This is a genomic window from Arthrobacter pityocampae, assembly GCF_002927275.1.
Taxonomy (GTDB): Bacteria; Actinomycetota; Actinomycetes; order Actinomycetales; family Micrococcaceae; genus Arthrobacter_D; species Arthrobacter_D pityocampae.
In genome coordinates this window covers 199,885-213,086 of sequence record NZ_PRKW01000006.1, presented here as the reverse complement: position 1 = coordinate 213,086, position 13,202 = coordinate 199,885, and the positions used below count along the sequence as shown (strand labels likewise).

The 13,202-nt window shown below is 67.8% G+C and carries 12 protein-coding genes; 5 read left to right on the top strand and 7 right to left on the bottom strand.

Features of this window, described 5'->3' with window-relative positions; all coding sequences use genetic code 11:
* Positions 1–42: 42 nt before the first annotated feature.
* From C4K88_RS14940 to C4K88_RS14930, 3 genes are all read left to right on the top strand, one after another.
* Complete coding sequence (locus tag C4K88_RS14940) at positions 43–1,008, top strand: carbohydrate ABC transporter permease (protein WP_104122423.1); 966 nt, start codon at positions 43–45, stop codon at positions 1,006–1,008.
* Between the two features lie 71 nt (positions 1,009–1,079).
* Positions 1,080–1,967: a carbohydrate ABC transporter permease gene (locus tag C4K88_RS14935; RefSeq protein WP_438502357.1), complete on the top strand. Its 888-nt coding sequence runs from the start codon at positions 1,080–1,082 to the stop codon at positions 1,965–1,967.
* Between the two features lie 2 nt (positions 1,968–1,969).
* Positions 1,970–2,980: a LacI family DNA-binding transcriptional regulator gene (locus C4K88_RS14930; protein ID WP_174705258.1), complete on the top strand. Its 1,011-nt coding sequence runs from the start codon at positions 1,970–1,972 to the stop codon at positions 2,978–2,980.
* Positions 2,981–3,120: 140 nt separating this feature from the next.
* On the opposite strand, the gene C4K88_RS14925 is transcribed toward C4K88_RS14930, so the two are convergent.
* From C4K88_RS14925 to C4K88_RS14895, 7 genes are all read right to left on the bottom strand, one after another.
* Positions 3,121–3,969 (bottom strand): DUF8083 family protein, encoded by an 849-nt coding sequence (locus tag C4K88_RS14925; protein ID WP_104122420.1) that lies wholly within the window; start codon positions 3,967–3,969, stop codon positions 3,121–3,123.
* Positions 3,966–4,775, bottom strand: coding sequence for an exodeoxyribonuclease III (locus tag C4K88_RS14920; RefSeq protein ID WP_104122419.1), 810 nt, complete (start codon positions 4,773–4,775; stop codon positions 3,966–3,968). The genes C4K88_RS14925 and C4K88_RS14920 overlap by 4 nt, the downstream gene beginning before the upstream one ends.
* A 26-nt stretch (positions 4,776–4,801) precedes the next feature.
* A complete protein-coding gene (gene nadE, locus C4K88_RS14915) occupies positions 4,802–5,626 on the bottom strand; it encodes an NAD(+) synthase (protein ID WP_104122418.1) in 825 nt (274 codons plus the stop codon).
* Between the two features lie 87 nt (positions 5,627–5,713).
* The gene (locus C4K88_RS14910) at positions 5,714–6,916 is read right to left on the bottom strand and encodes an acyltransferase family protein (protein WP_104122417.1); all 1,203 of its coding nucleotides are present in this window, start codon (positions 6,914–6,916) and stop codon (positions 5,714–5,716) included.
* Positions 6,917–7,074: 158 nt separating this feature from the next.
* Complete coding sequence (locus tag C4K88_RS14905) at positions 7,075–8,073, bottom strand: sugar phosphate isomerase/epimerase family protein (protein WP_104122416.1); 999 nt, start codon at positions 8,071–8,073, stop codon at positions 7,075–7,077.
* A 93-nt stretch (positions 8,074–8,166) separates the two neighbouring features.
* Entirely contained in the window at positions 8,167–9,306 is a 1,140-nt protein-coding gene (locus C4K88_RS14900) for a Gfo/Idh/MocA family protein (protein ID WP_104122549.1), read from the bottom strand.
* Positions 9,307–9,421: 115 nt separating this feature from the next.
* Positions 9,422–10,465: a substrate-binding domain-containing protein gene (locus tag C4K88_RS14895; protein ID WP_104122415.1), complete on the bottom strand. Its 1,044-nt coding sequence runs from the start codon at positions 10,463–10,465 to the stop codon at positions 9,422–9,424.
* Positions 10,466–10,617: 152 nt separating this feature from the next.
* On the opposite strand from C4K88_RS14895, the gene C4K88_RS14890 reads away from it, so the two are divergent.
* On the top strand, positions 10,618–12,138 hold the full coding sequence (locus C4K88_RS14890) for a sugar ABC transporter ATP-binding protein (RefSeq protein WP_174705257.1): 1,521 nt from the start codon (positions 10,618–10,620) through the stop codon (positions 12,136–12,138).
* 38 nt (positions 12,139–12,176) lie between these two features.
* Positions 12,177–13,196: an ABC transporter permease gene (locus C4K88_RS14885; RefSeq protein WP_241522006.1), complete on the top strand. Its 1,020-nt coding sequence runs from the start codon at positions 12,177–12,179 to the stop codon at positions 13,194–13,196.
* Positions 13,197–13,202 lie beyond the last annotated feature (6 nt).

The window sequence follows — 13,202 nt, the reverse complement described above, 5'->3', positions numbered from 1 at the left end:
CCTCCCCATTCACTTACAAAAGGCACGCCAGGAGGCTGGGCTGTGGAAGATATTGCAGACAAAGGTTTACAGGTGGTGGTGGGCCTCGCCGTCTTCGCCGCCATCATCGGGCTCATCATGCTGGTGGTGGACCGGGCGCCCAAGTCCGGACGCGAGAAGATCCAGATCGCCGGCTTCCTCGCGCCGGCCCTGCTCCTGCTCGCCGTCGGGCTCGTGTTCCCCGCCCTCCAGACGTCCTACCTCTCCCTGACCGGCCGCAACGGCGAATTCGTCGGCCTCGACAACTTCGTGTGGATGTTCACCCAGCCGGAGGCCCTGGTCACGCTGCGCAACACCGTCATCTGGGTGATCCTCGTCCCTCTGCTCGCCTCCGCGATCGGCCTCGCCTACGCGGTCTTCATCGACCGGGCCCGCGGGGAGAGGGCGCTCAAGGCACTCGTGTTCATGCCCATGGCGATCTCCTTCGTCGGGGCCGGCATCATCTGGCGGTTCGTCTACGCCTACAAGGGCCCGGAGCAGGATCAGATCGGCCTGTTCAACCAGATCCTGGTGTGGTTCGGCCAGGAGCCGAAGCAGTTCCTCCTCGATGCTCCGACGAACACGTTCTTCCTGATCGCTGTCATGATCTGGATCCAGACCGGCTTCGCCATGGTGGTGCTCTCGGCCGCCATCAAGGGCATCCCGACGGAGATCGTCGAAGCCGCCCGGCTCGACGGCGCCAGCGCGTGGCAGCAGTTCCGCAACGTCACCATCCCCACCATCCGCGGCTCGCTGATCGTCGTCGTCACGACCATCACCATCGGGACGCTGAAGGTCTTCGACATCGTGCGGACGATGACCGCGGGGCAGTACGAGACCTCCGTGGTCGCCAACGAGATGTACACCCAGGCATTCCGGGCGGGTGAGCCGGGCCGCGGCGCCGCTCTGGCCCTGATCCTCTTCCTGATGGTGCTGCCGGTGGTCGTCTACAACGCCCGGCTTCTCCGCAAGCAGAAGGAAATCCGATGAGCACTGTCCCCCTCGAGAACAAGGACCTCCTCCCGGACGTCAAGGACGACGCCACCCAGGGCCGCCCCACCATGCAGAAGCGCGTCAAGCAGAAGCTGACGTCGAGGCGTGCCACGGCCGCGGCCGTCATCATCGCCGTGCTCTGGACCATCCCCACCTTCGGCCTGCTCATCTCGTCGTTCCGGCCCGAGGACAACATCAAGGGCAACGGCTGGTGGAACGTCTTCTCGGACCGCCAGTTCACGCTGGAGAACTACGCGGATGTCCTGAGCCCCGGCGGCAGCCAGTCGCCCAACCTGCTGTCCTACTTCGTCAACTCGCTCGCGATCGTGATCCCCGGGACCATCTTCACGCTGGTCCTCGGCTCCATGGCGGCCTACATGTTCGCCTGGGGGCGTTTCCGCGGCAAGGACTCCCTCTTCATCTTCGTGTTCGCCCTGCAGATCGTCCCGCTCCAGATGGCGCTCATCCCGCTGCTGCAGCTCTTCACGAAGGTCCTGACGATCGGCGACTTCCAGCTGCTGCCCAGCGGAACCTACGCCCAGCTGTGGGTCGCCCACACGATCTTCGGACTGCCCCTGGCGATCTTCCTCCTGCACAACTTCATCGCGGAGATCCCCGGCGAGGTCATCGAGGCCGCGCGGGTGGACGGCGCCGGGCACAGCACCATCTTCTGGCGCATCATCATCCCCCTCGCGACCCCCGCCCTGGCCTCCTTCGGCATCTTCCAGTTCCTCTGGCTGTGGAACGACCTTCTGGTGGCCCTCGTCTTCTCCGGCGGCGGCGCGGACGTGGCCCCGATCACGCAGCGTCTCGCCGAGCTCCAGGGCTCCCGCGGCGGCGAATGGCAGCGACTGACGGCCGGGGCGTTCGTCTCGATGATCATCCCCCTCGCCGTGTTCTTCGGGCTCCAGCGGTACTTCGTGCGGGGCCTGCTCGCCGGTGGCCTGAAGGGCTGACCGTGACGAGCATCGACGACGTCGCGGCGTCCCTCGGGGTCTCGACGGCGACGGTCTCCCGTGCGCTGCGCGGGCTGCCGGGCGTCGCCGAGGACACCCGGGCGCGGGTCACCTCGGCGGCGAAGCGGCTCGGCTACGTCCCGTCGTCGGCCGCCTCCGGCCTCGCGTCGGGCCGCACCATGGCCATGGGCGTCCTCGTCCCCGTGATCGACCGCTGGTACTTCTCGGCCGTGCTCGAGGGCGTGGACCGTCAGCTGCGCGCCGCGGGGTACGACCTCATCCTCTTCAGCCTCGGCGGTGCGGGCGTGAACCGGGACCGGGTGTTCCACCGCTCCATCCTCCGCAAGCGCATCGACGCCCTGCTGGTCATGTGCATGCACCTCACCGAGGAGGAGCGCACCGCCGTCCAGGAGCTGGACTACCCGAACATCGTGGTGGGCGGCGCGGTCGAGGGTGTCCGGCATGTAGGGATCGACGACGCCCGTGCCGTCCGCGACGCCGTGGAGCACCTGATCGGGCTCGGCCATACGCGCATCGCCCACATGCGGGGCGGCGGGTCCTTCGACATCGACTTCGAGGTGCCGCGCCTCCGCGAGCAGGCCTTCCAGCAGACCATGACGGACCACGGGCTGAGTGTGCGCGAGGACTGGTCCGCGTTCGGCGACTTCCGCTTCGCCACGTCCCGGGCGTCGGCGCTGGAGCTGCTCGCCGATCCGGCGGACCGGCCGACGGCGGTGTTCTGCTCCTCCGACGAGATGGCGTTCGGTGTGCTGAAGGCTGCGGCGGAGCTCGGCGTCTCCGTACCGGGGGAGCTGTCCGTGATCGGCATCGACGACCACGAGTTCTCCGAACCCATGGGCCTGACGACCATCCGGCAGGATCCCGAGGATCAGGGCGCGTTCGCGGCGGACCTCCTGCTCGGGGAGCTGCTGCGCAACGAGCCGGCGGACTACCCGCCGTCGCGGCCCCACGCGCTCGTGGAGCGGGCGACGACCGCGCCGGTCAGGGCCTGAGGCGCCCCGACCACTCTGTGGAGCGGGGCTTCCGGCACGCGTTTCGCCGCGGAAGGGCGTGTTGCAGCAGAACACGCCGCGTCAGAGGCCCCTTCGACGCGAAACGCACGCACGACGCCGCACGCGCATCGCCCGCGCGGTCAGGAGGCGCGGGCGAGCTGGCGGATCGGGATCCACCGTGATGCGAGGCGCCGGTACGAGGCGGCGGCACCCATCATGTCGGCTTCGGCCAGGCTCTCGATCCCGAGGCGCACGTCCATCGGGGAGTCGTCCGGGAACACGCGGTCGGCGACCGGCCCGTAGTCGACCTCGACGACGGCGTCCCGCCGGAAGATCTCCAGCCATTCGACGATCTCCGTGAGTTCGTCCAGCAGGTCCATCTCCGGGGCACCGACCGCCAGCTGGGCGATCGAGCGGCGCCCGCGGTCGATGCAGTCCCCGATCCGCGCCGTGATCCGCACGGTGCTGACCCGCCCGTCGTCCTCGACGACCTCCGTGAGGTCGTCCTCGTGGATCAGGGCGAACCAGGCGAAGGGCACGCCCCAGGTGGCCGACCGCGTGTAGAGCCTCGCGACGGAGTCCGCGAAGGTGTCCGGGTCCAGCCGGGCCTGGTGCGCCTCACGGGCGATCTCCGGCACGAGGACGTCGATCAGGGGCCCGCGCAGGCTCTGGTCCAGGGACTCCGCGGCGAGCGTGGTCCGGACGGCCAGCTGGTTGGGGCAGTAGTAGGGCGTCGTCGTGCCGTTCAGGCTCGGGAAGTGGGTGACGCGCACGAGGTCCGCCTCGTGATGCGGGAAGGGGTCCGAGACGGTGCGCAGGATGCGCCGGAGCGACTGCTCGTGCTCGAGCTCCTCCGTCAGTTCCCGTTCGCGGGCCCGCTGTTCGAGGATCGCGAGCTGCTGGGCGTCCGAGAAGGCGTCGAGGGGTTCGTAGACCCGCAGGTAGGAGACGTACGGGAACGGCCGGAGGACCTGGCCCAGTCGGCTCACGGTCCGCTGAGTTCCACGATCACGGGCGCGTGATCGGAGGCGCCCTTGCCCTTGCGCTCCTCCCGGTCCACGAAGGCGTCCGTCGTGCGGGCGGCCAGGGCGGGGGAGCCGAGCACGAAGTCGATGCGCATGCCCTCCTTCTTCGGGAAGCGGAGCTGCTTGTAGTCCCAGTAGGTGTACAGGCCGGGCCCGGGGGTGAAGGGCCGGGCGAGGTCGGCGAAGCCGGAGTCGAGGAACGCCTGGAACGCGGCGCGCTCGGCCGGGCTGACGTGGGTGTAGCCGCCGTCGACGAACAGGTCGATGTCCCAGACGTCGTCGTCCTGGGGTGCGATGTTCCAGTCGCCCATCAGGGCGATCTGCGCATCGGGGTCCTCGGTGATCCACTGCTGCGCGTGGCCGCGGAGCGTGTTCAGCCAGTCGATCTTGTACGGCATGTGCGGGTCGTCGAGGGCGCGACCGTTCGGGACGTACAGGCTCCAGACCCGCACCCCACCGCACGTCGCCGCGATCGCACGGGCCTCCTGCACCTCGTCCGCGCCGGGTTTGCCGAAGGCGGGCTGGCCGGGGAAGGTGCGTTCGACGTCGTCGAGCCCCACGCGGGAGGCGATCGCGACGCCGTTCCACTGGCTGATGCCGAAGTGCGCCACCTCGAAGCCGCTGTTCTCGAACAACTCCCAGGGGAAGTTCTCGTCCTTGCACTTCGTCTCCTGGATGGCCAGGACGTCGACGTCGGACCTGTCCAGCCAGGCTTCGACGCGGTCGGCGCGGGCACGGAGGGAGTTGACGTTCCAGGTGGCGATCTTCACGCCCCCTACGTTACCAACGGTGCTGTTTACTCACGCCACCACGAGTCGAACAGGGTGACCGGCACCGTCCGCTTGTGCCGCGTGGTCCAGTAGCGGTGCTCGATCGCCTTCGCGGCGTCGGCGTCGATCTCGCGGCCCTCGAGGTAGTCGTCGATCTGCTCGTAGGTGAGGCCGAGTTCGTGCTCGTCGGTCTGGCCGGGCACCTCGTCCAGCAGATCCGCCGTCGGGATCTTGTCGTAGAGCGCGGCCGGTGCTCCGAGTTCCCTGAGGAGGGCGCGGTTCTGGCGCTTGTTCAGCCCGAAGAGCGGGAGGACGTCGGCTCCGCCGTCGCCGAACTTGGTGAAGAAGCCCGTGACCGACTCCGCGCCATGATCGGTGCCGATGACGAGCAGGTTGTGCTGCCCGGCGACGGCGTACTGGGCCACCATGCGGGCGCGGGCCTTCGTGTTGCCCTTGGTGTAGTCCGTGATGCGCTCGCCGGTGGTCGCCGCGTACTCCTGCTGGATGCCGTCCACGGCGGGGGCCACGTTGAACACCTTCGAGGTGCGCGGCTGGATGAAGGCGAGGGCCGCCTGGGCGTCCTCCTCGTCCTTCTGGACGTTGTAGGGCAGCCGCAGGGCGATGAAATCGGCGTCCGCGCCTTCGGACCGCAGTTCGTCGACGGCGAGCTGGGCGAGTTTGCCGGCCAGGGTGGAGTCGAGTCCGCCGCTGATGCCGAGGACGAACCCGCGTGTGCCTGTGGACCTGACGTAGTCCTTCAGGAAGCCGACCCGGCTGCGGACTTCCGCCGCGGGGTCGATGGTGGGCCTGACGCCCATTTCCTCGATGATCCGTGCCTGGAGTTCATGCATGCTCCAAGGCTACTCCGCGTCCATTTCTACGAGGTTACGAAAATGACCGGAATCACACCTCCGGGACTGGTCCGCCGCGGCGGGTGTTCAGACCCGGGGCGGCGTTCCCCCGGGTACGGGTGTCCGCCGCGGCGGCCCCGACGGCCACAACCGGGGCGGGCGGCGTGCCGCGATGTCCTCGACCCAGCCGACGGTCAGGATCGCGATCCCGACCATCAGCCAGACCAGCGCGAGCTGGAGCCCATGGCTGTCGAGCAGCCCCGGGACCGACGTCTCGAGGGCGGGGACGGCCCACAACTGGTCGATCACCGGGACCGTCAGGATGAGGGCCGGGAGGTGCCAGAGGTAGATGGTGATGGCCCGGTTGTTGATGAGGGTGATCGCGCCGTCGAAGAGCCGCAGCGGCCCGGGGAACGTGGACCACGAGGGGGAGATGCGCAGCAGCAGCACGCAGAAACCGAAGGACCAGAGTGCCTGCGCGAGGGGTATCTCCCCGAGGTCCCACCCTTCCTCGGTGGGGTGTCCTGACGCCCACCAGAGACCGGCCGCCATGAGCAGTACCGCCACCAGTGGAGTGGCGATCCGGGGGAGTGCCTGCAGGAACCCCCGCTGGTACGCGAACCCCAGCACCCAGCAGGACCCGAAGGTCGCGAAGTCCTCGATCACGGAGGCGACGGCGTCGGGGACCGGCATCTCGCCGGTGGCGAGGACGCCGCAGAGGACGAGGGGCGCGAACAACGTCACCCAGGGCAGGCGACGGAACGCCCTCAGCAGCAACGGGGACAGCAGGACGAACCAGAAGTACGCACGGATGTACCAGAGCGCGATCACCGCGAGTTCCGCCCATGCGAACGGAGCCCCGTCGATGCCCGACGATGCCTCCTGGGGGATCGGGAATTCGCCGATCGGCACGAACCACAGCATCAGGCGCAGCCACCAGCCGACGGCATCGCCTTCGGGGGGCCGCCAGCCCTGGAGGGCCAGCAGGCCCAGGATGGCGAGGGCATAGACCCAGAGGGGCAGCAGCAGCCGCCGGGCCCGGTTCCTCAGCACCTCGAAGGTGGGCCGGTCCAGCGACCGCGCCATCAGCGCTCCGGCCAGGGCGAACATGATGCCCAGGGAGGGGAAGACGACGGTCAGCCAGACGGCCTCGAAGTAGGTGTGCAGTGTCACGACGCGCACCAGTGCGATGGCGCGGAGCAGATCGAGGTAGCGGTCGCGGCCGGGGACGAGCGTCGCCGCCCGTCCCCAGACCGCCGTGCCGGTGGCTCCCGCCCGAGTGTCTGTCATGTCGCATCGTCCCCCGGAAATGAGGCACCCCGCACGAAGACCCGGCTGCCCGTCGTCGCCCGGGCCGGATGGCACGGGCGAGGACCACGCTAGGCGGGTGCGGCGGACGGGTCACGCGTAACGGGTACTCGGAAGGGCCTGCCTCCTACTGACCGGGACTACTGGCTGAACGCCGCGTCGAAGGACGTCTCCGACGGCGCGAAGTCGAACCGCTTCAGGAAGGCGAGGGCCTCGGGTGCTCCCTGCAGCCGGTCCATGCCGGCGTCCTCCCACTCCACGGAGATGGGGCCCGTGTAGCCGATGGCCGTCAGCGCCCGGAAGCTGTCCTCCCAGGGCACGTCGCCCCGGCCCGTGGACACGAAGTCCCAGCCGCGCCGCGGGTCCCCCCACGGCAGGTGCGAGGACATGATCCCGTTGCGCCCCCCGCCCATGCGCATCTTCGTGTCCTTGCAGTCCACGTGGTAGATGCGGTCCTTGAAGTCCGAGATGAACGCCACCGGGTCGATCTGCTGCCACAGGAAGTGGCTCGGGTCCCAGTTGAGGCCGAAGGCCGGGCGATGGCCGATGGCGTCGAGCGTGCGCTGCGTGGACCAGTAGTCGTAGGCGATCTCCGAGGGGTGGACCTCGTGCGCGAAGCGGACGCCGCACTCGTCGAAGACGTCCAGGATGGGGTTCCAGCGGTCCGCGAAGTCCTGGTACCCGGCCTCGATGACCGTCGCGGGCACGGGCGGGAACATGGCCACGTACTGCCAGATCGAGGAGCCGGTGAAGCCGACGACGGTGTCCACGCCGAGCTTCCTCGCGAGGCGCGCGGTCAGCTTCATCTCCTCCGCCGCCCGCCGGCGCACGCCCTCGGGGTCGCCGTCGCCCCACACCGTCGGGCCCACGATCGCCTCGTGGCGGAAGTCGATGGGGTCGTCGCACACGGCCTGCCCCTTGAGGTGGTTCGAGATGGCCCAGACTTTCAGCCCGTTGCGTTCGAGGATGTCGAGCCGGTCCTGGACGTAGGCGTCGTCGTCCCACCGCCAGGCGTCGAGGTGGTCCCCCGAGACGGCGATCTCGAGGCCGTCGTAGCCCCACTGGCCGGCGAGCTCGGCGACCTTCTCGAAGGGGAGATCGGCCCACTGGCCGGTGAACAGGGTGTAGTTGCGGGTCATGCGGTCTCCTGGGGTGAGTGGACGGGCAATGAAGTGCAGCTTCCGGGCCCGGCGACCAACCCTGCGAACGAGCACGCCGTCGAGCGCTGGGATTTATGTTGTCCTGGTCCAGAGGCTGTCCGCGCCGGCGCTCCGCTCCACGCCGTCGAGCACTCTCTGAACCTGGAGGCCGTCAGCGAAGGAAGGCTCGGGCTGGCGTCTCTCCACGATGGCTTCGACGAAGTCCTTCGCCTGGTGCACGAAGCCGTGCTCGTATCCGAGGGAGTGGCCGGCAGGCCACCATGCGGACAGATAGGGGTGGTCGGGCTCTGTCACCATGATGTCGGTGAATCCCCGGCGGGTGTCGGGGGCGGTCGCATCGTAGAAACCGAGGGAGTTCATCTTCTCGAGGTCGAAGTAGACCGCGCCGGATGAACCCGACACCTCGAGGCGGAGGGCGTTCTTGCGACCGGTCGACATGCGAGTCGCTTCGAAGGACCCGATGGCTCCACCGTCGAAACGGCCTGTGAACAGGGCGACATCGTCCACCGTGACAGCGCCCCTCTCCTGTGTTGCGGTTCCTGCCAATCCCCTCGTTTCCGCGAGGAGGGGACGCTCGTGGACGAACGTGTTGAGCAACCCGCTCACGCCGGTCACCCTTTGGCCGGTGATGAACTGGGCGAGATCGACGGCGTGGGCGCCGAGGTCGCCGAGTGCGCCGGAGCCCGCGTGGTCCTTCTGTAGGCGCCACGTCAACGGGGCCTCGGGATCCACGAGCCAGTCCTGCAGGTACGTTGCCCGGATCTGGCGTACCTCGCCGATGGACCCGGACTGGACGAGGCCGCGGGCGAAGGCGGCCGCAGGGACGCGGCGGTAGGTGAAACCGACCATCGCGAAAACGTCCTTGCCGGCCCGGTCGGCCGCCTCGGTCATTGCGATGGCCTCTTCCAGGGTGTTGGCGAGCGGCTTCTCGCACAGGACGTGTTTGCCCGCTTCCAGTGCAGCGATGGCGATTTCAGCATGTGAACCGCCGGGGGTGACGATGTCGATGGCGTCGATGTCGTCGCGTTGCACCGCGACCCGCCAGTCGGTTGTGGTCTCCTTCCAGCCCCACTTCTCGGCCGCGGTCTCGACCCCCGGGGAAGTGCGTCCCACGAGCAGAGCCATCTCCGGTCGGGCAGGCAGATCGAAGAACCGCGGTGCCACCCGCCATCCCTGGGAGTGGGCGGCGCCCATGAAACCATGACCGACCATGGCGATCTTCAGTAGTGGTACGTCGTTGTGCATGTTTCCTCTTGTTCGGCGGCGATGGGAAGACTGTCCGATGGGTGGGTGCCGCCTCCACGACGGGCACCCACCTCATCCTTCACTAGGACTCGAAAGCCGTCGGCAGGTACTGATCTACGTTCTCGCCCGTCACCACGGGCGCGTTCAGGACGACACGCTTGGGAACCTTCACCTCGACGAGGTCGCTCATGGCCTTCTCCTGGACGATGAGCCGAGCGAGCCGGATGCCGTCCGCCGCCTGGGTCGACGGGTAGATGACAGTAGCCTTGAGGACGCCCTCGCCCGCCTGGATCTCACGCATCGCATTCGCCGAACCGGCACCCCCGACCATGATGAACTCGTCGCGGCCTGCGTTGTCGATGGCGGCCAGGACGCCGATGCCTTGATCATCGTCGTGGTTCCATATGGCGTCGATCTTGGGTGCTGCTGACAGGAGCTGGGATGTCGCCGCCTCGCCGCCCTGGACGGTGAAGTCTGCTGCGACCCGATTGTCGACGTCGAGCCCGCATGCCTCCAGCGCATCGGTGAAGCCGCGGCTGCGGTCCTGCGTCAGTGGCAGTGAATCTATCCCCGCGATCTCGGCCACGACCGCGCTGTCGTCACCTCCGAGCTCCTTGCAGATGTACTCACCGGCGCTGACGCCCATTCCGTAGTTGTCCCCCAGGACGGTGGTACGCGCCGCAGCGGGGCTGGAGAATTCACGGTCCACATTGATGACCGGGATGCCGGCCTCCATGGCCTGGATGGCGACGGGCGTCAGGGCCGCACCGTCCGTGGGCAGCAGGACGATCGCGTCGACCTTGTCATTGATGAACTGCTCGACCTGGCTGATCTGGAGATTCGCGTCATTGGTGCCCTCCGCCACGCGGAGGTCGATGTCGCCGTACTTCTCCGCCTCTGCCGTGGCGGCCGTATTGATGGCGCCGAGCCAGCCGTGGTCGGCGGCAGGTCCGGAGAAACCGATGACCACCTTGTCGCCCTCGGCCTGGTTGCCCTCGACGGATGCGTTGGTCGGCTGAGCATTGGAGTTCTCCGCTTCCGGTGTGCACCCGGTGACAAGGGCTCCGACGGACAGGAAGGCGCCGAGGGTCACGAGCGATTTCCGGCCGGTTCGAACTGTAAGCATGGGGTCTCCTCATTGAGTCGGTGCGTCTCCGCATGGTGCGGCATGCTCTCTTCGCGCCCGCAAGTCTGCGTGACAGGCGTCACAGTAACAGAAGGAAGCGGAGAATCGGCAGTCTTATATCGAGTGACGACATAATGTGTTAGGTTCCTCACATGTTCGCCGACGATCATGCCCAGCCGTTGCTCGAGGTACGCGGAATCACCAAGCGATTCGCCGGTGTGCAAGCGCTGAAAGGGGTCGACCTGCAGGTCGTCCCGGGGGAAGTCCACTGTGTCATGGGGCAGAACGGCGCTGGAAAATCCACGCTCATCAAGACGCTCTCCGGTGTTCACCTACCCGACAGCGGGAGCATCCACTGGGAGGGCAGGGAGATCATCATCGGGGGGCCGACGGCCGCGCTCGATCTCGGCATCGCGACCATGTACCAGGAGCTCGACGTCGTCGACGGACTGACCGTGGCAGAGAACATCTTCCTCGGGCACGAGCGCGCAACGGGCGGCGTGCTCCACGTGAAGCAGTCCAACGCAGTGGCCCGCACGCTCCTCGAGCGGCTCGGGCACGGCAGGCTGTCACCGACAACCGAGGTGGGCTCGCTCTCCGCGGCCAACAAGCAGATCGTCAGCCTGGCGCGGGCGCTGTCGCGCGACACCCGCCTGATCATCATGGACGAGCCGAGCGCCATCCTCGACTCGGGAGAGGTCTCCAACCTCTTCCGGGTGGTGCGCGAACTCACGGCGCAGGGCATCGCGGTGGTGTACATCTCCCACCGGCTCGAGGAGATCCGACAGATCGGCGACCGCATCTCGGTGATCAAGGACGGCCGCAGCACGGCAAGCGGACTGAGCGCGCTGGACACCCCGAAGGCGGAGCTCATCCGGCTCATGACGGGCAGGGATATCGAGAACGTCTTCCCGGAGCGGAAGCCCGTACCCGCTGATGCGTCCGTGGTCCTCGAGGTCGAGGACCTGGAGTTGTACGGGCAGTTCGAAAGGGTGAGCTTCTCCGTCCGGGCGGGGGAGATCCTCGGCTTCGCCGGGCTCGTGGGGTCCAAGCGGTCCGAGATCTTGGAGACCATCTACGGGGCTCGGAAGGCGTCCTCCGGATCCGTGACCGTCCAGGGCCGCTCCCTCAGGGCGGGGTCCGTCAGCTCCGCCGTCGATGCGGGGATCGGCCTGTCCCCCGAGGAGCGCAAGGTCCAGGGGCTCATCCTCGACGAACCGATCTTCAAGAACGTGACCCTCTCGACGTTCGAGCGGTTCGCCCGTGCCGGGTACCTCGACGAGCGCGCCGAACGTGACGCCGCCCGCCAGCAGATCGCCGCGCTCGAGCTGCGTCCGGCCGACCCGGACCGTCCGGCCAGGACCCTCTCCGGAGGGAACCAGCAGAAGATCCTGCTGGCCCGCTGGTTGGTCCACGGAACCCCGGTGCTGCTGCTGGACGAACCCACACGCGGCGTCGACGTCGGCGCTCGGACGGAGATCTACGCGCTCATTCGTCGGCTCGCCGCGGACGGCACGGCCATCATCGTGGTCTCCAGCGAGATCGAGGAAGTCCTGGGCCTCGCCGACACCGTGCTCGTCATCGATGACGGCAGGGTACTCACTCAATCCGAAGCAAGCGACCTCGACGAGCACGCCGTGCTCGACCTCGTCATGAAGGGAAGTGCCGCGTGAGCGATCAGAATACGAAGGTGGCGGCACAGCGTCCCGCAGTGGCGGACGACCACGGTGCGCCCGGGGCAGGCGCGTTCCGGAACTTCCTGCGGGGCTCAGCGGGACGGAACCTGGGGCTGGTCATCGCGCTTGCACTGCTCCTGGTCGTGGGGGTTATCACCAGCGGGGACCGGTTCCTCAATGTGGAGAACATGCTCACGATCCTGCGCTACGCCTCGATCATCGGCGTGGTGAGCATCGGCGTCACCTTTGTCATCACGGCGGGCGGCATCGATCTCTCCGTGGGCTCGGTCCTCGGCCTGACGACCGTGGTTGCCAGCCTCACCAGCGTGCAACTGGCAGCGACGCAGTCCTCCTGGGTCCTCATCGTGCTCGTCGCGCTCGCGGTCGGAGCCGGCGCTGGACTGATCAACGGAGTGGTGATCGCCTACGGGAACGTGGTCGCGTTCATCGCCACCCTCGCCATGCTCGTCGGCGCACGCGGTCTTGCCGAACTCATCTCCGGCCGCAGCACTCAGATCGTCAGCAACCGCGAGTTCCTGCAGGTCATGCGCTCTGACTTCCTAGGGGTCCCCACCCTTATCTGGATCTTCGTCGTCGTCGCAGCCGCCGGATGGTTTCTTCTGAACCGCACCACGTTCGGCCGCCGGACCGTTGCGATCGGTGGGAACCTCGAGGCATCGCGCCTGGCCGGCATCAAGGTGAAGCGGCACCTCGTCTACCTGTACGTGCTCACCGGCCTCACGGCGGGCATCGGCGGCGTCATGTTCCTCGGCCGGACCACGGCCGGTACGTCCACCCATGGTCTGCTCCTCGAACTCGACGTGATCGCCGCCGTCGTTGTGGGTGGAACGCTGCTCGTCGGTGGGCGCGGCACCATCATGGGCACTGTCCTGGGTGTGCTGATCTTCAGCACCCTGACCAACGTGTTCACTCAGAACAACCTGGACACCTCCGTGCAGGCGCTGGCCAGAGGCCTGATTCTCGTCATTGCAGTCCTCCTGCAGCAGCGCTTCGCCGCCCGTGATGTCCGCGGAGCGAAGTCGGTCAAGGTCTGACCAGGT